Annotated in this window: 18 protein-coding genes; 10 read left to right on the top strand and 8 right to left on the bottom strand. The window is 73.1% G+C overall.

Annotation, left to right across the window (positions count from 1 at the left end; all coding sequences use genetic code 11):
* Positions 1–115: 115 nt before the first annotated feature.
* Entirely contained in the window at positions 116–1,708 is a 1,593-nt protein-coding gene (locus ACIQ8B_RS20765; protein ID WP_403548604.1) for a tetratricopeptide repeat protein, read from the top strand.
* Positions 1,709–1,730: 22 nt separating this feature from the next.
* On the opposite strand, the gene ACIQ8B_RS20760 is transcribed toward ACIQ8B_RS20765, so the two are convergent.
* The 3 genes from ACIQ8B_RS20760 to ACIQ8B_RS20750 form a co-directional block, all read right to left on the bottom strand.
* On the bottom strand, positions 1,731–2,204 hold the full coding sequence (locus tag ACIQ8B_RS20760) for a VOC family protein (protein WP_106412954.1): 474 nt from the start codon (positions 2,202–2,204) through the stop codon (positions 1,731–1,733).
* A 46-nt stretch (positions 2,205–2,250) separates the two neighbouring features.
* Entirely contained in the window at positions 2,251–3,267 is a 1,017-nt protein-coding gene (gene rarD, locus ACIQ8B_RS20755; protein WP_403548602.1) for an EamA family transporter RarD, read from the bottom strand.
* 178 nt (positions 3,268–3,445) lie between these two features.
* Positions 3,446–4,300, bottom strand: coding sequence for an SDR family oxidoreductase (locus ACIQ8B_RS20750; RefSeq protein ID WP_403548600.1), 855 nt, complete (start codon positions 4,298–4,300; stop codon positions 3,446–3,448).
* Between the two features lie 205 nt (positions 4,301–4,505).
* On the opposite strand from ACIQ8B_RS20750, the gene ACIQ8B_RS20745 reads away from it, so the two are divergent.
* Positions 4,506–5,729, top strand: a complete 1,224-nt coding sequence (locus ACIQ8B_RS20745; protein ID WP_403548598.1) for an FG-GAP-like repeat-containing protein — start codon at positions 4,506–4,508, stop codon at positions 5,727–5,729.
* A 79-nt stretch (positions 5,730–5,808) separates the two neighbouring features.
* Here ACIQ8B_RS20745 and ACIQ8B_RS20740 read toward each other — a convergent pair whose 3' ends face one another.
* From ACIQ8B_RS20740 to ACIQ8B_RS20720, 5 genes are all read right to left on the bottom strand, one after another.
* Positions 5,809–6,867, bottom strand: a complete 1,059-nt coding sequence (locus tag ACIQ8B_RS20740) for a 2-oxoacid:ferredoxin oxidoreductase subunit beta (protein WP_403548596.1) — start codon at positions 6,865–6,867, stop codon at positions 5,809–5,811.
* Complete coding sequence (locus ACIQ8B_RS20735) at positions 6,860–8,791, bottom strand: 2-oxoacid:acceptor oxidoreductase subunit alpha (RefSeq protein WP_403548594.1); 1,932 nt, start codon at positions 8,789–8,791, stop codon at positions 6,860–6,862. Before ACIQ8B_RS20735 ends, ACIQ8B_RS20740 begins: the two co-directional genes overlap by 8 nt.
* 149 nt (positions 8,792–8,940) lie before the next feature.
* Entirely contained in the window at positions 8,941–9,600 is a 660-nt protein-coding gene (locus tag ACIQ8B_RS20730) for a LuxR C-terminal-related transcriptional regulator (RefSeq protein WP_403548789.1), read from the bottom strand.
* Positions 9,601–9,900: 300 nt separating this feature from the next.
* Positions 9,901–11,265 carry a sensor histidine kinase gene (locus ACIQ8B_RS20725; RefSeq protein ID WP_403548592.1) on the bottom strand — a complete coding sequence of 455 codons (1,365 nt, stop codon included), beginning with the start codon at positions 11,263–11,265 and terminating at the stop codon, positions 9,901–9,903.
* A gap of 110 nt (positions 11,266–11,375) precedes the next feature.
* Positions 11,376–12,596 (bottom strand): sensor histidine kinase, encoded by a 1,221-nt coding sequence (locus ACIQ8B_RS20720; protein WP_403548590.1) that lies wholly within the window; start codon positions 12,594–12,596, stop codon positions 11,376–11,378.
* A 240-nt stretch (positions 12,597–12,836) separates the two neighbouring features.
* Between ACIQ8B_RS20720 and ACIQ8B_RS20715 the strand changes: the two genes are divergently transcribed.
* From ACIQ8B_RS20715 to ACIQ8B_RS20680, 8 genes are read left to right on the top strand one after another with little or no spacing between them, the layout of a single operon-like run.
* Positions 12,837–13,229: an NADH-quinone oxidoreductase subunit A gene (locus ACIQ8B_RS20715; RefSeq protein ID WP_106412946.1), complete on the top strand. Its 393-nt coding sequence runs from the start codon at positions 12,837–12,839 to the stop codon at positions 13,227–13,229.
* Positions 13,220–13,906, top strand: coding sequence for an NADH-quinone oxidoreductase subunit B (locus ACIQ8B_RS20710; protein ID WP_403548588.1), 687 nt, complete (start codon positions 13,220–13,222; stop codon positions 13,904–13,906). Before ACIQ8B_RS20715 ends, ACIQ8B_RS20710 begins: the two co-directional genes overlap by 10 nt.
* Complete coding sequence (locus tag ACIQ8B_RS20705) at positions 13,903–15,309, top strand: NADH-quinone oxidoreductase subunit C (protein WP_403548586.1); 1,407 nt, start codon at positions 13,903–13,905, stop codon at positions 15,307–15,309. Before ACIQ8B_RS20710 ends, ACIQ8B_RS20705 begins: the two co-directional genes overlap by 4 nt.
* Complete coding sequence (locus tag ACIQ8B_RS20700) at positions 15,306–16,274, top strand: complex I subunit 1 family protein (protein ID WP_106412943.1); 969 nt, start codon at positions 15,306–15,308, stop codon at positions 16,272–16,274. Before ACIQ8B_RS20705 ends, ACIQ8B_RS20700 begins: the two co-directional genes overlap by 4 nt.
* Positions 16,274–16,831, top strand: a complete 558-nt coding sequence (locus ACIQ8B_RS20695) for a NuoI/complex I 23 kDa subunit family protein (RefSeq protein ID WP_403548584.1) — start codon at positions 16,274–16,276, stop codon at positions 16,829–16,831. Before ACIQ8B_RS20700 ends, ACIQ8B_RS20695 begins: the two co-directional genes overlap by 1 nt.
* Positions 16,828–17,493 carry an NADH-quinone oxidoreductase subunit J gene (locus tag ACIQ8B_RS20690; RefSeq protein WP_366253184.1) on the top strand — a complete coding sequence of 222 codons (666 nt, stop codon included), beginning with the start codon at positions 16,828–16,830 and terminating at the stop codon, positions 17,491–17,493. The genes ACIQ8B_RS20695 and ACIQ8B_RS20690 overlap by 4 nt, the downstream gene beginning before the upstream one ends.
* Positions 17,493–17,897 (top strand): NADH-quinone oxidoreductase subunit NuoK, encoded by a 405-nt coding sequence (nuoK, locus tag ACIQ8B_RS20685; protein ID WP_403548581.1) that lies wholly within the window; start codon positions 17,493–17,495, stop codon positions 17,895–17,897. The genes ACIQ8B_RS20690 and nuoK overlap by 1 nt, the downstream gene beginning before the upstream one ends.
* Positions 17,894–19,888, top strand: coding sequence for an NADH-quinone oxidoreductase subunit L (locus ACIQ8B_RS20680; RefSeq protein ID WP_403548579.1), 1,995 nt, complete (start codon positions 17,894–17,896; stop codon positions 19,886–19,888). The genes nuoK and ACIQ8B_RS20680 overlap by 4 nt, the downstream gene beginning before the upstream one ends.
* The last annotated feature ends 5 nt before the right edge of the window (positions 19,889–19,893 follow it).

Here is a 19,893-nt window from a genome sequence, read left to right as displayed (position 1 = left end):
GGCACCGGACGGGGGCCGACGGCCCTTGGGACGAGCCTGTGACAACGCGGTGACGTGCACAGAGCGCGCGAGCGGACACACTCGGCGGTAGGTGGACGACCCGAATGAGGGAACGATGTCTCGACTCAGCCGCGAGAAGAAGCGGGAACAGCAGCAGGCCACGGACGCGGCGCACCGTGCGCCGGTGCCGGTCGACGTCCGTGTCCCGGCCGACGGGTCGGGCGGGCCGGGCGCCCTCGTCGACGGCGTGCGGGTGATCGCGGGCCCCGGCGAGGAGATCCAGCAGGCGGTGCTGAACCGCCTGCACCGCATCGCCGTCGCCTCCGGCCGCGCCGTCCACGCCACCGTGCGCGACGAACGCATCGGGTACGTCGTCCCGCTCCGGGTCGCCCCGGACGGCTCCAGCACCTTCACGGCCCAGCCGGTCCAGCTGCACGGCCCGCTCGCACGGGGAGAGGCGTCCCCCGGGACGCCGGCCCCCAGGTCGCCGGCCCCCGGCACGCCGCCGGCTCCGGAGACGCCCCTGCGGCCGTCACCCGAGCGGGAGCACGCGGCGCCCCGGTCGTCGGCCTCCGGGACGGACACCGACCGCACGACCCACCTGTTCCGCCCGGTCCCGGAATCCGAAGCCCCGCAGGCGCTCCGTCACTCCCCGGCGCCTGAGGGACCGGCGACCGCTGACGCCGGCGAAGGTCCCGGGTCCCAGGCGGCTCCTGACCGTTTCCGCTCCGGGCCCGAAACCCCGCCGGCCCCCGGCTCCGCCCCGGAGCAGGAAGCTCCGGACACCTCCGCTCCCGTACCGGAGCCCGAGGCCCAGGCGGCTTCCCCCGCCCCAGGGGCGTCCGACACCCCGACGGCCCCCGGCGCCGTCGCGGCGCCCCGTGCCCCGGAGCCGGGAACCCCGGCACCCCCCGCCCCCGTACGGGAGGCCACCCCCGCCTTCCCCGTGCGTCCCCTCCCCGGGACGGAAGCCTCCTTCGACTCCCCGCCCACCTTCCGGCTGCGGAAGGTGACGCCGCCGCCGTCGGCCGGCGGCGCCCCGCCCGGCACCGTCGCGCCGCCCCTGGGCGTCTTCGGGCCGCCCCCGGACATGAACGCCCGGCCGCACCCCGGCGAGGGGCGCGACACGGCGCCCGAACCCGACCTCGCGGCCGCGCTCGACGCCGCCCCGGACCCCCGCCCCGTCCCGCCGCGCGGCTTCGACGCCGTCGCGGAGGCCGTGCTCGGCGACGAGCCCGCCGCCCCCGCCGGCAGCCCCCTCGCCGACCCCATGGAGCGCATCAGCGACGCCGTGCGGGCGGGCAGGATCGACACGGCCGCCCGCCTCGCCCACGACACCCTGGAGCACGCCTCGCGGACCCTCGGGGCCGAGCACCCGGAGGTGCTGCGCCTGCGCGAGCTCACCGCGTACATCGCCTACCTGGCCGGTGAACCGCTGCGTGCCTTCCGGCTCTCCCTCGACCTCGCCGTCGTCTGCCGCCGCGCGGGCGACGCGGAGGCCGCCTACGGAAACGTCCGCAGCGCGGCCACCGCATGGCGCGGGGTGCGCGACCCCCTGCTCGGGCTGGAACTGGGCCGCGAGCTGACGGCGCTGTGGACCGAGCTGGCCGCCGAGGGCGGCCCCGCAGCCGACGAGGCGGAGGAACTGGACTCCGTGCGCGCCCGCATGGACCGCCTCACCGCCCGCGCCCGCGGCCCGCAGAACTGAGCCGCCTCCCCGGGGACGCCCGCTAGTGGAGGCAGAACTCGTTCCCCTCCGGGTCCGCCATCACGACCCAGCCCCCGGAGGGTTCCTCCACCCGCCGCAGCACCCGGGCGCCGAGCCCCTCCAGCCGGGCCAGCTCCTCGTCGCGGCGGTCCACGCCGGGGTGCAGGTCGAGATGGAGCCGGTTCTTCACGGTCTTCTCCTCGGACACCCGCTGGAACAGCAGCCGCCGGCCGCGCCCGGTGCCGCTCTCCTCCTCGTAGGGGTCGTCGGGGTGCCGTACGGCGGCCAGGTCGCGCCAGGCGCGGCGGCCGTGCGACGCGACGGTGAGCGCCTCGGGGACGGCCCCCGCGGCGAGGAGCTTCTCGATGAGCGCGCTGTTGTCCTCGACCACGTAGTGCAGGGCGGCGGCCCAGAAGTCCGCTTGGGCGTGCGGGTCGGCCGTGTCGATGACGACCTTCCAGTGCACCGGCGTGGCCGGTGTGGGTGTCTGCGTCATGCGCCCGTTATAGGGGACGGCACGGACAACGCCGCCCCGCCGCGCGCTACGGCCTGGTCTCCAGGGCCTTGGCCTCCGCCTCGCTCACCGGCGCGGCGGCCGGCACGGATCCTCCGGCGCCCGGCGCGGCGGTGTCGCGCGCACCGGCCGTCCGGCCGGACAGCGCACGGGCGGCACGGCGCGCGGTGCGCAGCGCGTCCCAGGTGAGCAGCGTGAGCGCCAGCCACACCAGGGCGAACCCGGCCCAGCGCTCCGGCGGCATGGCCTCCTTGAAGTAGAGGATGCCGAGCAGGAACTGGAAGACCGGCGCCAGGTACTGCAACAGTCCCAGGGTGGACAGCGGCACGCGGATCGCCGCGGCGCCGAAGCAGACCAGGGGGAGCGCGGTGACGATGCCGGTCGCCACGAGCAGCAGCGCGTGTCCCGTGCCCTCGCCGCCGAAGGTGGACCCGCCCCGGGTGCCCAGCCACACCAGGTAGCCCAGCGCGGGCAGGAACTGGATCGCGGTCTCGGCGGCCAGCGACTCGATGCCGCCGAGGTTGACCTTCTTCTTCACCAGCCCGTAGGTGGCGAAGGAGAAGGCGAGGCACAGGGAGATCCACGGCGGCCTGCCGTAGCCGACGGTCAGGACGACCACCGCGAGGGCGCCGATCCCGACGGCGGCCCACTGGGCGGGCCGCAGGCGCTCCTTCAGCAGCAGGACGCCCATGGCTATGGTGACCAGCGGGTTGATGAAGTAGCCGAGGGACGCCTCGACGACGTGCCCGGAGTTCACCGACCAGATGTAGACGCCCCAGTTGACGGTGATGACCGCGGCGGCCACCGTGACCAGGGCCAGCTTGCGCGGCTGCCGCACCAGCTCGCCGATCCACGCCCAGCGGCGGATCACGACCAGTGCGGCGGCGACGAAGACCAGGGACCACACCATCCGGTGGGCCAGGATCTCCACCGCGCCGGCGGGCTTGAGCAGGGGCCAGAACAGGGGGACGAGCCCCCACATCCCGTACGCCGCGAAACCGTTCAGCAGTCCTATGCGCCGCTCTGCGGCCGGCTTCCCGGTCACGGGCCTCTCCTTCGTGTCCGACGCGTCCCGTGGTCGTGCGCGGGACCGCCGACGCGCGTGCGGAACCCACCCGGACGACGGTAACGCCGCACACCCCCATGTGTCATGTCCGTACCGTCATACGGTCATGACGGGCCGGGGTGGAGCGTGCTCCCCGTGCGTGAACCGGGGCCCGGGATCAGTTCTTGAGCGCGGCGGCGACGGCCTCGGCGAGCGGGGTGGTCGGACGGCCGGCCAGCCGGGACAGGTCGCCGCTGTCGACCACCAGCTCACCCTCGGCGATCGCCGCGTCCACACCGGCGAGGACGGCCGCCATCGGCTCGGGCACCCCCGCGCCGGCCAGGATGCCGGTGAGCTCCTCGGGCGTGACCGGGCGGTGGACGATCTCCCGGCCGGTCTGCCGGCTCAGCTCGGCCGCGTACTCGGCGAAGCTCCACGCCTCGTCGCCGCCCAGCTCGTACGTCGTGTTCTCGTGGCCCTCGCCGGTCAGCACGGCGACGGCGGCGGCCGCGTAGTCGGCCCGGGAGGCGGAGGAGACCCGGCCCTCGCCCGCGGCCGCGACCACCGCGCCGTGTTCCAGCACCGGGGCCAGGTTCTCGGTGTAGTTCTCGTGGTACCAGCCGTTGCGCAGCAGCACGTACGGCACGCCCGAATCGCGCAGCGCCCGCTCCGTGCCCCGGTGGTCGTCGGCGAGCGAGGCGGTCAGGGTGCCGGGGGCGCTGGTGTAGGCGAGCAGGGCGACACCGGCCGCCCCGGCCGCGTCGATGACGGCCGTGTGCTGTCGTACCCGGCCCTTGTCGAACTCGTTGCCCGAGATCAGCAGGACCTTGTCGCCGGCCGCGAACAGGCCGTCGAAGGTCTCCGGCGCGTTGTAGTCGGCGACCGCGACCCGCACCCCGCGCTCCGCGAGATCCGCCGCCTTCTCCGGGCTGCGCACCACCGCGGTGACCTGCTCGGCGGGGACCTTCTCCAGCAACTGCTCCACGACGTGACGGCCGAGCTTCCCGCTGGCTCCGGTGACGACGATGCTCATGATGCGACAACTCCTCGGGGGTGTGTGTAGGTACTAACTGTACGGCAGGCGCTAACTTTTAGAAAGTGCACGTGGGGCGGGAGGGGTCCCGCGTTGCTTTACGATCACCTCGCGTGTGTCGCCGCTGAACGGCCCAGGCGTCCGTCGGGGGCCGCCGCATCGGGGGGCGCGAGGAGCGGACGCGCACCACTGGGAGGGGACTTACATGCGGAAACGTTTCAACCGGGGCATCGCGGCACTGGTCGGACTCACCCTGGCCGGCACCGGCCTGACCGTCGCGACCGCCGCCCCGGCGGCGGCGAGCTCCTACGACTGCCCGTCCGGCTACTTCTGCGGCTGGTCGGGCGAGGGCGCCAAGGGCTCGATGTGGAAGACCGGCAAGAGCCTCGCGGACCTGGGCAGCTGGGACGACAGGATCCGCTCGTTCGTGAACCGTACGCAGTCGATCGCCTGCCTGTACGAGGACGAGGACTACGTGCCGTGGGGAGGCTACTGGGCCCAGGATCCGAACTCACCCGGCGAACTCAGCAGCTCCCCGGACGCGACCATCAGCTCCATCAAGTTCGTCCGCACCGAGCGCGAGTGCAGTCAGCCCGCCTACCCGGGCTGGGTCTCCGAGACCTCCCCCGCAGCCGCCGGGTTCGGCGACATGAACGGCGACCGCAGGGCCGACGTCATCACCCGTGACCTGGCCGGACGGCTCTGGTTCACCCCGGGGAACGACACCGGCCGGCTCATCGGCGCGGGCGGCTGGAACGCCATGGACACCCTGACCCGGCACGGCGACTTCAGCGGCGACCGCCGCGAGGACCTCATCGCCCGGGAGAAGGCCACCGGCAAGCTCTGGCTCTACCCCGGCACCGGCAACGGCTCCCTCGGCACGCGCAAGCTGCTGGGCGCGAGCGGGTGGAACTCGATGAACCACATCACCGCCTACGGCGACCTGACCGGCGACGGCCGCTCCGACCTGATCGCCGTCCAGAAGTCCACCGGCAAGCTGTGGCTCTACCCGGGCGCCCCGGACGGCAAGCTGGACGCGCGCAAGACCATCGGCTCGGGCGGCTGGAACGGCATGAACGCGCTGGCCGGCACGGGCGACGTGACGGGTGACGGACGTCCCGACCTGTACGCCCGGGAGAAGGCCACCGGCAAGCTGTGGCTGTACCCGGGCGCCTCCACCGCCCGGCTCGGCGCACGCGAGCTCGTCGGCAGCGGCGGCTGGAACACGATGGAACACCTGATCTCGGTCGGCGACTTCTCCGGCGACGGACGTCCCGACCTCGCCGCCGTGACCAACGAGAAGTACGTGATCGACGGCGGTCCGGGACACCTGGGCTGGCTGGTCACCTACCGCGGACGGGCCGGCGGAACCCTGTACGGCCCGCAGCGGACCCACGGCGAGTGGTGGGGCCTCGGCGACTTCTGCTGAGGACACTCCACATGAGCGGAAGGGCCCCGGCATCCGCGCGGATGCCGGGGCCCTTCCTGCGCCCGCGAGCCGCCGGTGCTCAGCCGACGACGGTCCAGGTGTCCCCGCCGGCCAGCAGCGCGGCAAGGTCGCCCTTGCCGTGCTGGTCGACGGCGGTGTCGAGCTGGTCGGCCATGAGGGTGTCGTAGACCGGCCGGTCCACCGAGCGGAACACCCCGATCGGGGTGTGGTGCAGGGTGTCCGGGTCGGCGAGGCGGGACAGGGCGAACGCGGTCGTCGGGGACGCGGAGCGCGCGTCGTGCACGAGCACCCGGGCCTCGTTCTCCGGTGTCACCGTGACGACCTCGAGGTCGCCGGTCGCGGGGTCGCGGACGACGCCCTTGGAACGGTCGGCGCCGAAGCGGACGGGCTGTCCGTGTTCCAGGCGGATGACCGCTTCCTCGGCCTGCCGGCGGTCCTTGAGGACCTCGAAGGCGCCGTCGTTGAAGATGTTGCAGTTCTGGTAGATCTCCACCAGAGCCGTGCCGGGGTGGTCGGCGGCCTGGCGCAGTACCTCGGTGAGGTGCTTGCGGTCGGAGTCGACGGTGCGGGCGACGAAGGACGCCTCCGCGCCGATCGCCAGGGACACGGGGTTGAAGGGCGCGTCGAGCGAGCCCATCGGCGTGGACTTGGTGATCTTGCCGACCTCGGAGGTGGGGGAGTACTGGCCCTTGGTCAGCCCGTAGATGCGGTTGTTGAACAGCAGGATCTTGAGGTTGACGTTGCGGCGCAGGGCGTGGATGAGGTGGTTGCCGCCGATGGACAGCGCGTCGCCGTCACCGGTGACCACCCACACGCTCAGATCCCGGCGGGAAGTCGCCAGGCCGGTGGCGATGGCGGGGGCGCGGCCGTGGATCGAGTGCATCCCGTAGGTGTTCATGTAGTACGGGAAGCGGGAGGAGCAGCCGATGCCGGAGACGAACACGATGTTCTCCCGGGCCAGGCCCAGCTCCGGCATGAAGCCCTGCACGGCGGCCAGGACCGCGTAGTCGCCGCAGCCGGGGCACCAGCGCACCTCCTGGTCGGACTTGAAGTCCTTCATCGTCTGCTTGGCCTCGGCCTTGGGCACGAGCTGGAGCAGCGTGTCGGCGTCAGTCATCGATGGCCTCCTTCAGCGCCGCGGCGAGCTGCTCCGCCTTGAACGGCATACCGTTGACCTGGTTGTACGAGCGGGCGTCGACCAGGTACTTCGCCCTGATGAGGGTGGCGAGCTGCCCGAGGTTCATCTCGGGGACCACCACCTTGTCGTATCCGCGCAGCACCTCGCCGAGGTTGTGCGGGAAGGGGTTGAGGTGGCGCAGGTGGGCCTGCGCCACCGGCTGCCCGGCCTTCCGCAGGCGCCGTACGGCCGCGGTGATGGGGCCGTAGGTGGAGCCCCAGCCCAGCACCAGCAGGCGTGCGGTGCCGTCCGGGTCGTCGACCTCCAGGCCGGGGACGTCGATGCCGTCGATCTTGGCCTGCCGGGTGCGGACCATGAAGTCGTGGTTGGCCGGGTCGTAGGAGATGTTCCCGGTGCCGTCCTGCTTCTCGATGCCGCCGATGCGGTGCTCCAGACCCGGCGTGCCCGGCACGGCCCACGGACGCGCCAGCGTCTGCGGATCGCGCTTGTAGGGCCAGAACACCTCGGTGCCGTCGCCCAGCGTGTGGTTCGGGCCCTGCGCGAACTGCACCGTCAGGTCCGGAAGCTCCTCCAGCTCCGGGATCCGCCACGGCTCGGATCCGTTGGCCAGGTAGCCGTCGGACAGCAGGAACACCGGGGTGCGGTAGGCCAGCGCGATCCGCGCCGCCTCCATCGCGGCGTCGAAGCAGTCCGCCGGCGTCTTCGGCGCGACCACCGGCACCGGGGCCTCACCGTTGCGCCCGTACATCGCCTGCAGCAGATCCGCCTGCTCCGTCTTGGTCGGCAGCCCCGTCGACGGGCCGCCGCGCTGGATGTCCACGATCAGCAGCGGCAGCTCCAGGGAGACCGCGAGACCGATCGTCTCCGATTTCAGCGCCACCCCCGGGCCCGAGGTGGTGGTCACCGCCAGCGACCCGCCGAACGCCGCGCCCAGCGCCGCACCGATCCCGGCGATCTCGTCCTCCGCCTGGAAGGTGCGCACGCCGAAGTTCTTGTGCCGGCTCAGCTCGTGCAGGATGTCCGACGCCGGAGTGATCGGATACGAGCCCAGGAACAGCGGCAGGTCCGCCTGCCGGGACGCGGCGATCAGACCGTAGGACAGGGCCAGGTTCCCGGAGATGTTGCGGTAGACGCCCGGCGGGAACGCCGTCACCGCCGGCGCCACCTCGTAGGAGACCGCAAAGTCCTCCGTCGTCTCCCCGAAGTTCCAGCCCGCCCGGAACGCCGCGATGTTCGCCGCCGCGATGTCCGGCTTCTTGGCGAACTTCGCCCGCAGGAACTTCTCCGTGCCCTCCGTGGGCCGGTGATACATCCACGACAGCAGACCCAGCGCGAACATGTTCTTGCTGCGCTCGGCCTCCTTACGGCTGAGGTCGAACTCCTTCAGCGCCTCCACCGTCAGCGTCGTCAGCGGCACCGGGTGCAGGTGGTAGCCGTCCAGCGAGCCGTCCTCCAGCGGGCTGGCGTCGTAGCCGACCTTCTGCATCGCCCGCTTGGTGAACTCGTCGGTGTTGACGATGATCTCCGCCCCGCGCGGCAGATCGCCGATGTTCGCCTTCAGCGCGGCCGGGTTCATCGCCACCAGCACGTTCGGCGCGTCACCGGGGGTGAGGATGTCGTGGTCGGCGAAGTGCAGCTGGAACGACGACACCCCCGGCAGCGTCCCGGCCGGAGCGCGGATCTCGGCGGGGAAGTTCGGCAGCGTGGAGAGGTCGTTGCCGAAGGACGCGGTCTCCGAGGTGAAACGGTCACCGGTAAGCTGCATCCCGTCACCCGAGTCCCCCGCGAACCTGATGATCACTCGGTCGAGCCGGCGGACGCCCTTCGTCCCCGCCGCTGTGCGCTGCTCCCCTACGACTGTTCCGTCGGTCTGTTCCGCTGGGCTGCTGACCTGGCTGGTCACTGAACTGGACCTCCTCGAGGCGGCTGTCCGGGACGGCCTTCCCGCAGGCCTTCCCCGCATAAACCCTACGACCGTCGGGGGTGTCCACCGTGAAGGATTCGAGTGAAGATCCAGCCGGTGGACAGCAGCCGGGGCGTGCCGTCGTCCCCTCAGGAGTTCAAATACGTCAGCACGGCCAGAACCCGCCGGTGGTCGCCGTCGCTCGGGGACAGCCCCAGCTTCAGGAAGATGTTGCTGACGTGCTTCTCCACCGCGCCGTCGCTCACCACGAGCTGCCGGGCGATCGCCGAGTTCGTCCGCCCCTCCGCCATCAGCCCCAGGACCTCGCGCTCGCGCGGGGTGAGCCTCGCCAGCACGTCCTGCTTGCGGCTGCGGCCCAGCAGCTGCGCCACCACCTCCGGGTCCAGCGCCGTGCCGCCCTCGGCCACCCGGACCACCGCGTCCACGAACTCCCGCACCTCGGCCACCCGGTCCTTCAGCAGATAGCCGACGCCCCTGCTGGAGCCGGCCAGCAGCTCGGTGGCGTACCGCTCCTCGACGTACTGCGACAGCACCAGCACCCCGACCCCCGGATGGCTCTTGCGCAGCTGCACCGCGGCCCGCACGCCCTCGTCCGTGTGCGTCGGCGGCATCCGCACGTCGGCGACCACCACGTCCGGCAGCTCATCCTGCTGGGCCAGGTCGTCGACCGTCTTGATCAGCGCGTCGCCGTCGCCGACCCCGGCCACCACCTCGTGCCCCCGGTCGGTCAGCAGCCGGGTCAGGCCCTCCCGCAACAGCACCGAATCCTCGGCGATGACCACCCGCACCCTGTCCTCCACGTCGTCGGCCCCCAAAGCCCCGCTCCGGGCCCGCCCCTGTGGCGGGCCCGGTCGTCGGGTCCAGCATTTCAGCATTCAGGGGAGGACGGGCCGGGACAACGCGATCGGGGGTGCTGCCGTCATCGCTGTCGTCATCGGTCGCCGCGGGTCCGTCCGGATCCGCGGAGGTGCGCCTCCCCGGAGCGCGTCACCGGGGGCGCGTCACCGGGTGGGCGTGCGCCCGGGGCCCGCACCCGCCCGTGTGTCCGCCTGCGTGTCGTCCGCCGGACCGCGTGTCCCACCCCGTTGTCATCGGGTCCGCTCCGCACGCCACGGCAGTTCCGCGGTCACCCGCGTCGGACCGCCGGCCGGAGAGTCCACGACGAGGATCCCGTCCACCGCCTCCAGCCGCTCCGCCAGACCCGCCAGCCCGGAACCGCGCGACAGGTCCGCGCCGCCCACGCCGTTGTCCACCACCTGGAGCATCAACCGGTCCTCCGACCGCCACACCTCCACGGCCGCCCAGGTCGCCCGGCTGTGCTTGCTGACGTTCTGCAGCAGCTCCGAGACCGTGAAGTAGGCGATGCCCTCGATCGCGGGCGCCGGCCGCTCCGACAGGTCCACCTCCACCTGCACCGGGACCGCGCAGCGCGAGGCGACCGACGAGAGCGCCGCGTCCAGGCCGCGGTCGGTGAGGACCGCCGGGTGGATGCCGCGGGCCAGGTCCCGCAGCTCCTGCAGGGCCGTCTTCACCTCGCCGTGCGCCTCGTCCACCATCCGCGCCGCGGCCTGCGGGTCCTCCCGCAGCTTCTCCTTCGCAAGCCCCAGGTCCATCGCCAGGTTCACCAGCCGGGCCTGCGCCCCGTCGTGCAGATCCCGCTCGATGCGGCGCAGGTCCGCCGCCGCCGTGTCCGCCACGACCCCGCGGTCCGACTCCAGCTCCACCACCCGGGTGGCCAGCCGCGACGGGCCCAGCAGCCCGTGCACCATCAGCCGGTCCACCATCGTCAGCGCCCGCACGATCCACGGCGTGGCCAGCGTGAACAGCAGACCCACGCCCGCCGTCACCGCGATCTCGAACGGGTTGTCCAGGTAGATCGCGTGCTGCTCGTCGCCGTACAGCTGTATGCCGCCCTGGCCCGCGTGCATCGGGAACACCCAGAACCACAGCGGGTACGTCAGCAGCGACCAGCCCAGCGTCCAGAAGGTGACGGTCACCGCGAAGGAGAGGACCGCCCACGGAAGCTGCAGCACCGAATACAGCAGCGCCCGCCAGGAGGCGCCGCTCTTCAGCACGGCCCCGACCCACCCCATGAAGCCCTGCCGCTCCAGCCGCAGCGGCTCCGGCTCGCCCACGTCCAGGCCGAGCAGCCCGCGCGCCCGCGCCCGCTCCACCGACCCGATGCCGCGGCACCCGGCGAGCGCCGCCGCCAGCACCGGCACCCCGAGGAACGTCACCAGCAGGCCCGCCCCCAGCGAGACCATCGTGACCGCGTAGGTGAACAGCAGGATGCTGACCGGCAGGCTCAGCAGCACGTACGCCAGTTCCCGCCAGGCACGCCCCTCGACCGGCACCCGCAGCGCCGACGGCATCCGGTGCCGCCGTCCCTCCACGCCCCGCGCGTGTCCGGGCCCGGTGGGGAGCCCGTAGCCCTGTCCGTACTCCGTGGCCATCGGCTTCGTCCTTCTCCTCGTCCGGCGGGTGTGCTGTCGTACCACCAGAGTGCTGCGCCGCAGGTCGGCGGGGAATGAAGGCCGTCGCAGTCTTCGGTGGGGGGTTTTCCCTACCTACGGCCCCGGGCGGACACCCTCTTCCCCGGCGCTTCCCCCGCCGGAGTGCCCGAACGGTCCCGCCACGGCAGCTCGGCCGTCACCGTCGTCGGGCCGCCCTCCGGGGAGTCCACGACGAACAGGCCGTCCACCGCGCCCAGCCGGTCGGCGAGCCCCCGCATGCCCGTACCGCCGTCGAGGCCCGCCCCGCCCACGCCGTCGTCCCGCACCTGCAGGAACAGCCGGTTCTCCGACCGCCACACCTCCACCGAGGCCGACCGCGCCCGGCTGTGCTTGCTGACGTTCTGCAGCAGCTCCGAGACCGTGAAGTAGGCGATGCCCTCGATCGCCGGCGCCGGCCGCTCGTCCAGGTCGACGGTGACCGTCACCGGCACCGTGCACCGCGTGGCGACCGACGACAGCGCCGCGTCCAGACCGCGGTCGGTGAGCACCGCCGGGTGGATGCCGCGCGCCAGGTCCCGCAGCTCCTGCAGCGCCAGCTTCACCTCGCCGTGCGCCTCCTCGACCATCGACGCCGCCGCGTCCGGGTCCTCCAGCAGCTTCTCCTTGGCCAGGCCCAGCCCCATCGCCAGGTTCACCAGCCGGGCCTGCGCCCCGTCGTGCAGGTCCCGCTCGATGCGGCGCAGGTCCGCCGCCGCCGTGTCCACCACGATCCCGCGGTCCGACTCCAGCTCGGCGATGCGCCGCTCCAGCTCGTCCGACGGCGACAGCAGACCCCGCACCATCGCCCGGTCCACGTCGGCCATCGCCCGCACCACGTACGCCAGCACCGGCCACAGCACGAACAGCCCGGTCAGCGTGACGGTGAAGGTGAGGACGCCCCACGGCATCCGTATCAGCGTGAACAGGAACGTCCGCCAGCCCACCGGGTCCTTGACCGCCTGCCACAGCCCCGGCCAGAACCCGCCGCGCCACGGCAGCGGGCTCGGCTCGTCCACCCGCACCCCGAGCGCCGATCTGGCGCGCGCCCGCTCGAACCGGCCGAGCTGCCGCGCCCCCATCAGGCCGAGCGCGAGCAGGGGGAGACCGATCACCGTGACCGTCAGGCCCGCGCCGGTGGACAGCACGGTCACCGTGTAGACGAAGCCCACCATCGACACCGGGAGGTTCGTCAGGAGATGCGCGATCTCCTTCCAGGTGTGCGCGTCGTAGGCGAAGCGGGCCGGCGGCGGACGGTCGCCCGGTCCGGCCGGCTGCGGGATCGGTTCGGTCATGGGCCCAGCCTGCCCGGAGCCGGGGGGCCCGCGCCATGAGGAGGACCGCCAAGGTGAACTGAGGAAAACCCCACCCCCCGCGTGCCAAGCCCCGACGGACTGCTTACCGTGCCTTTATCAGGGCCTAGACTCCCGTGCGTACAGATCGTCGGACCGTGGCGTCCGGCGTCACCGGCACGGATCAAGGGCAGGGCACAGGCGGGGACGCCTGGTCGCCGATCTGAGGAGTGAGGGGCGGACGTGCGGGAAACGACCGTCGTCGCGGCGGATTACTTCCAGTCCTATTCGGTCGTCGGCCTGCTCGCCGTCGTCGGCCTGCTGTTCGTCGTCGTCGCCTTCGGCGCGGGCCGCCTGCTGCGGCCGGTGGTGCCCACGCCGGAGAAGCTGCTGACGTACGAGTGCGGCGTCGACCCCGTCGGCGAGGGCTGGGCCCACACCCAGGTCCGCTACTACGTCTACGCCTTCCTCTACGTGATCTTCGCCGTCGACTCGATCTTCCTCTTCCCCTGGGCGACCGTCTTCGCCGCCGACGGCTACGGCGCCACCACCCTCGTGGAGATGTTCGTCTTCCTCGGCTTCCTCGCCGTGGGCCTGCTGTACGCCTACAAGAAGGGCGTCCTGACATGGACGTGAACCCTGCCGCCCCCGAGCCCGTGCTGCTGCCGGAACCCGGGGGTCCCCCCGGCGAAGGCAGGGGGAGGCTCGGCGCGCTCGCCCGGCTCGCCCCCGAGCCGATGAAGGTGGTCCTCAACTGGGGCCGCCGCTACTCGCTCTGGGTGTTCAACTTCGGCCTCGCCTGCTGCGCGATCGAGTTCATCGCCGCGTCGATGGCCCGGCACGACTTCATCCGCCTCGGCGTCATCCCGTTCGCGCCCGGCCCCCGCCAGGCCGACCTGATGGTCGTCTCCGGCACGGTCACCGACAAGATGGCCCCCGCGATCAAGCGCCTGTACGAGCAGATGCCCGAGCCGAAGTACGTCATCTCCTTCGGCGCGTGCAGCAACTGCGGCGGCCCCTACTGGGACTCCTACTCCGTCACCAAGGGCGTCGACCAGATCATCCCGGTCGACGTCTACGTCCCCGGCTGCCCGCCCCGGCCCGAGGCGCTGCTCCAGGGCATCCTCAAGCTCCAGGAGAAGATCGCCCGCGAGTCCCTGGGGGAGCGGTACGGCACCGCCTCCGCCGGGCGTCCCCCGGCGGCGGCGCTGCAGAGCGGGCTGGTCCGGCCGCCCGCGCCGAAGGACGCGCCGGAGGACGGTCCGAAGGACGGTGCGAAGGACGAGCCGACGGGGGAGGGGGAGGCCGGATGACCACCGCCGGCTGGCTCCCCGCGGACGTCGAGGAACTGTTCGGCGCGCAGGCCACGGCGGAGGAGGCGTACGACGTCCTCACCGTCGACGTGCCGTCCGACGCCTGGATCCCCGCCCTCGAAGCCGCCCGTGACCGCCTCGGCTGTACCTTCTTCGACTGGCTGAGCGCGGTCGACGAACCCGGCGCCGGCTTCCGGGTGACCGCGCACGTCGCCGCCCTCGCCCCGGTACGGCGACTGCTGCTGCGCACCACGGTGCCGCACGAGGCCCCCGTCCTGCCGTCCGCCGTGGACGTCTACGCGGGCGCGGCCTGGCACGAACGCGAGACCCACGAGATGTTCGGCGTCGACTTCACCGGACACCCCGGCCTCGACCATCTGCTGCTGCCGGACGGCTTCGAGGGCCATCCGCTGCGCAAGGACTTCGTCCTCGCGGCCCGGGTCGCCAAGGCGTGGCCCGGCGCCAAGGAGCCGGGGGAGTCCGAGCACGGCGGCCCCAAGCGGCGCCAGATGCTGCCGCCGGGCGTACCCGACCCGAACGAGTGGGGTCCGCTCAAGGGCCGGCTCCCGTCCGCCCCGGCCCGTCCCGCCCGCCGCGCGGCCACCGCGGCGGCCCGCACCCCGGGTGAACGCCCGCCCCGCCGCACCCGCTCCGCCTCCGAGGGCTCGGCCAGCCAGACGGCGGGGGCGGGTACCGGCGCGGGTGCTGACGCAGGCGCTGACGCGAGGGAGACCCAGCCACCGGTCGCGCCGCGTCGGTCGCGGTCGGTGTCGGAGGGGTCCGCGAGTCAGAGGAGTGCGGGGGGCTCGGGTGCCGGTGCCAGTGCCGGTGCCGGTGAGGGCGGTGCGCAGCCACCGGTCACGCCGCGTCGGTCGCGGTCGGCGTCCGAAGGCTCCGTGAGCCAGAGGAGTGCGGGCGGTGCCGGTGCCGGTGCCGGTACTGGTACTGGTGAGGGCGGCGCGCAGGCGGCGGGCGCGCCGCGCAGGGCGCGATCGGCGTCGGAGGGGTCCGCCAGTCAGCGGGCGGAGACCCCGGCACGCCGGTCGCGCAGCGCGAGTGAGGGGTCGGCGTCGCAGCGGGCCGACGCCGCGGGCGGCCCCCGCCGGGCGCGGTCCGCGTCCGAGGACTCCGCGAGCCGGCGCGCGGCGCAGGACCAGGCGCAGGGCGCGGACGACACGGCGGCGGATGGCGCCGAGGAACGGCGCGACCGCAAGCCGCCCGTCGCCCCGCGCAGCCCGGACGCCCCGTGGCACCACGCGCGGCCGGCCTTCGGGGAGCCGGAGCCGGAAGGTCAGTCCGAGCGGGATTCCGGAGCGCGTCCCGGGGACACCGGTCCCGGCCCTGACCCCGGCCCCGATACCCGCACGAACACGCCCGACGACCCCTCAGGAGGCACGCGGTGACCGACGTTCTCGACGTCGCTCTGCGACTCCTCGTCGTGTTCGTCGTCTTCCTGACCTTCCCCCTGCTCGTGGGCCAGGCCGAGCACAAGGTCATGGCGCACATGCAGGGCCGCCTCGGCCCCATGTACGCCGGCGGCTTCCACGGCTGGGCCCAGCTCATCGCCGACGGCGTGAAGTTCGCGCAGAAGGAGGACGTCGTCCCGGCCGGCGCGGACCGCCGCATCTTCCAGCTCGCCCCGGCCGTCGCGCTCCTGCCGTATCTCCTCGTGCTGCTCGTCATCCCGATCGGGCCGGGTGAGGGTGCGGTCGGGCAGGCGCTGGACGCGGGCGTGTTCTTCGTCCTCGCCGTCATGGGCGTGGGCGTCCTCGGCTCGCTCATGGCCGGCTGGGCCTCCGCCAACAAGTTCTCCCTCCTCGGCGGCCTGCGCACCGCCGCCCAGCTCCTCGCGTACGAACTGCCGATGCTGCTCACCGCCGCTTCCGTGGCGATGGCCGCCGGGACCGTCTCCCTCGTCGGCATCCTCGACGCGTTCGAATGGTGGTGGCTGCCCTGGCAGATCACCGGCGCGCTGGTCTTCTTCATCGCCGGCCTCGCCGAACTCCAGCGCCCGCCCTTCGACATGCCGGTCGCCGACTCCGAGATCATCTTCGGCGCGTACACCGAGTACACCGGCCTGCGCTTCGCCCTGTTCCTCCTCGCCGAGTACGCCGGGATCGTCGTCCTGTGCGGCCTGACCACCGTCCTGTTCCTCGGCGGCTGGCACGGCCCCTGGGGTGCCGACGGCCTCGGCTGGGCCTGGACCCTGCTGAAGACCGCCGTCCTCGCCTTCGTCGTCATCTGGCTGCGCGTCAGCTACCCACGGCTGCGCGAGGACCAGCTGCAGAAGTTCTCCTGGACCCTCCTGGTCCCTCTCGCCCTCGCCCAGATCGCCCTCACCGGCGTCGTCAAGGTGGTGTTCCTGTAATGGCCCCGATCCCCGGCTCCGGCCTGGCCAAGGGCCTGGCCGTCACACTGCGGACGATGACGCGGAAGTCCGTCACCGCGCAGTACCCGGACATCCAGCCCGAACTGCCGCCCCGCAGCCGCGGGGTGATCGGCCTGTTCGAGGAGAACTGCACGGTCTGCATGCTGTGCGCCCGCGAGTGCCCCGACTGGTGCATCTACATCGACTCGCACAAGGAGACGGTCCCGCCCGCCGCCCCCGGTGGCCGGGAACGCAGCCGCAACGTCCTCGACCGGTTCGCCATCGACTTCGCCCTGTGCATGTACTGCGGTATCTGCGTCGAGGTGTGTCCTTTCGACGCGCTGTTCTGGTCCCCGGAGTTCGAGTACGCGGAGACCGACATCCGTGACCTCACCCACGAGCGGGACAAGCTCCGCGAGTGGATGTGGACCGTCCCGGCCCCGCCCGCCCTCGACGCCGGTGCGGAGGAACCGAAGGAAGTCGCCGCCGCCCGCAAGGCCGCCGACAAGCTCGCGGCCGCCCAGGCCGACGAACCCGGTCAGGAGGGCCGCGCATGAGCACCGCAGCGACCGCCGCCCTCGCGGCCGGCACCGCGCACCGGGCGGCCGAGTCGCCCGGCTTCCTGTCCCCGACCGGCGTGGAGATCACCTTCCTTCTCGTCGGCCTGGTCACCCTCGGGGCCGCCGTCGTCACCGTCACCACCCGGCAGCTGGTGCACGCCGCCCTGTGGCTCGTGGTGGCCCTCGGCGGACTCGCCGTCGAATACCTGCTGCTCACCGCCGAGTTCATCGCCTGGGTGCAGGTCCTCATCTACGTCGGCTCCGTCGTCGTCCTCCTCCTGTTCGGGCTGATGCTCACCCGCGCCCCCGTCGGCCGCTCGCCGGACGCCGACTCCGGCAACCGCTGGGTCGCCCTCGCCGTCGCGGTCGCCGCGGCGGCCGCTCTGGTCTGGGTGGTCGTCGACGCCTTCCGCACCACCTGGATCGACCTGGACGGAGCTCCCTCCGGCTCCACCGAGGTGACCGGCGCCAGCCTCTTCCAGCACTGGGTCCTCCCCTTCGAGGCCCTGTCCGTCCTCCTCCTCGCCGCCCTCGTCGGCGCGATCGTCCTGTCCCGCAAGGCCAGGAACGGCGCCGCGCCCGGCGCGCCGGGCGCGGGCTCCGCCGTCACCGCGGCCCGCACGAAGGACACCCGGGACGACCAGGAAGGGGCCCGCTGATGCACCTCGCCTATCCCGCCGTCCTCTCCGCCCTCCTTTTCTGCACCGGCCTCTACGGCGTCCTCGCCCGCCGCAACGCGATCCTGGTGCTGATGTCGGTCGAGCTGATGCTCAACGCCGTCAACCTCAACCTGGTCGCCTTCGACGCCTGGCTCAGCCGGGCCGCCGAGGACACCCTGCACTCCGGCCAGGCGCTGGCCCTGTTCACCATCGCCGTCGCCGCCGCCGAGATCGGCATCGGCCTCGCCATCGTCCTCGCCGTGTACCGCAACCGCGGCACCTCGGACATCGACCGGCTCCGCGACACCGCCGAGGGCCACGACCCCGACGACCCCGACAGCGACGCCACCGGCCGCGCGATCCCCGCCCCGGCCGCCGGTGAGAAGGCCGAGGCCACCGCGTGACCACGACCACCCTCGCCGTCCTCGTCCCCCTCCTGCCGTTCCTCGGCGCGCTCGCCGGACTGCTGCTGGGCCGCGCCGCGCCCGGTTTCGTCCGCCCGCTCGCCGTCCTGCCGACGCTCGCCTCGCTCCTGCTCGCCGCCGCCGTCGCCGCGCGCCAGGGCGGCGGTGACCCGGTCGACGCCGTCACCGGGCTCACCCCCACCGGCTCGGTCCCGGTCGAACTCGCCCTGCACATCGACGGCTTCGCCGCCCTCACCGCCGTGGTCGTCGGCACCGTCGCCGTCTGCGTGCAGATCTACTCCACGGGCTACCTGCGCGACGACCCGCGCTACCCGTCGTACGCCGCCCTCGTCTCGCTGTTCACCTCCGCGATGCTCCTGGTCGTCTACACCGGCGACCTGATGGTGCTGCTGGTCGGCTGGGAAGTGATGGGCATCTGCTCCTACTTCCTCGTCGGTCACTACTGGGAGACCCCCGAGGCGCGCGCCGCCTCGCTGAAGGCCTTCCTGGTCACCAAGCTCGGCGACGTCCCCTTCCTCATCGGTCTGTTCGCCCTCGCCTCCGACGCTGGGTCCTTCCGCATCACCCGGATCCTCGACGCCGTCGCGCAGGGCGGCATCGACCACCCCACGCTCGTCGCCCTGCTGCTCCTCGCGGGCGTGGCCGGCAAGTCGGCGCAGTTCCCGCTGCACACCTGGCTCCCCGACGCGATGGCGGGCCCCACTCCCGTCTCCGCGCTGATCCACGCCGCGACGATGGTCGCCGCCGGCGTCTACTTCGTCGCCCGTCTCCTCCCGCTCTTCGAGGCCTCGCAGGCCGCGATGACCGTCCTCGCCGTCATGGCCGCCGTGACGATGACCGGCTCGGCGCTCGCCGCCCTCGCCCAGGACGACATCAAACGCGTCCTCGCCTACTCGACGATCGGCCAGCTCGGCTACATGACCGGCGCCCTCGCCGTCGCCGACCGCGGCGCCGCCGTCTTCCACCTCCTGTCCCACGGCGCCTTCAAGGCGCTGCTGTTCCTCGCCGCCGGCGTGATCATCCACGCCGCCGGCACCAACTCGCTGGCCGCCACGTCCCGCATGAGCGGGCTGCGCGACCGCGTGCCCGACGCCTACTGGACGATGACCGTGGCACTCCTCGCGCTCGCCGCGATCCCGCCGTTCAGCGGCTTCTTCTCCAAGGAGGCCGTCCTCGGCGTCGCCGAACACGTCGTCACCGGCCACACCGAGCACGCCCCCGCCGCCGCGGGCTGGATCGTCCTCCTCGCCGGTCTGCTCACCGCCCTCCTCACCGCCGCGTACGCGACGCGGCTGTGGCTGCTCGCCTTCCGCGGCAGCGGCACGGAGGCGCCCGACCACGGCCGGCAGCCGCTGACCATGACCACCGTGCTGTGGGTGCTCGCCGTGCCGTCGCTGGCGCTCGGCGGCCTCGCCTTCCGGGTGCTGCCCGACTGGTTCGACGGCCACGACCTCACCCCGACGCTCACCACCTCCGTGCTCGGCACGGGCGTGGCACTGGTCGGCGGCATCGTCACCTACGCGACCTGGCGGCACACCACCGCGCACGCGGCCCGCCACCCGCTCGGCGCCGTCGCCGCCCACCCCGGGGGAGACGCCGGCCGGGTCGAGGCGGAGGCCATCGCCGGCCACGAACCCGCCTACGGGAACGTCGCGCACGCGGCCGACCCCGCGGATCCCGGACGGCTGCTGCTCGGCCCGCTGCACCGGCACGCCGCCGTCGGCTTCCACCTGGACGCCGTGTACGCGGCGCTCCTCGTCCGCCCGGTCCAGGCCGGCGCGAGCCTCGTACGGTTCCTCGACCGGGAGGTCGTCGACACCTACGTACGCGGCGCGGGCACCCTGCCCCGCTGGCTCGGCGCCGCCGTACGACGGGCCCAGACCGGCAATCTGCAGACCTATGTGAGCGCGCTGCTCGCCGGCACCGTCGTCCTCGCGGTGACCGCCGTCCTCGTCGCCACGGGAGCGTGAGCAGG

It is taken from the genome of Streptomyces sp. NPDC096105, assembly GCF_044763335.1.
Classification (GTDB): Bacteria; Actinomycetota; Actinomycetes; order Streptomycetales; family Streptomycetaceae; genus Streptomyces.
The sequence above is the reverse complement of the archived record's forward strand: the minus strand, read 5'-3'. Positions and strand labels throughout refer to the sequence as shown.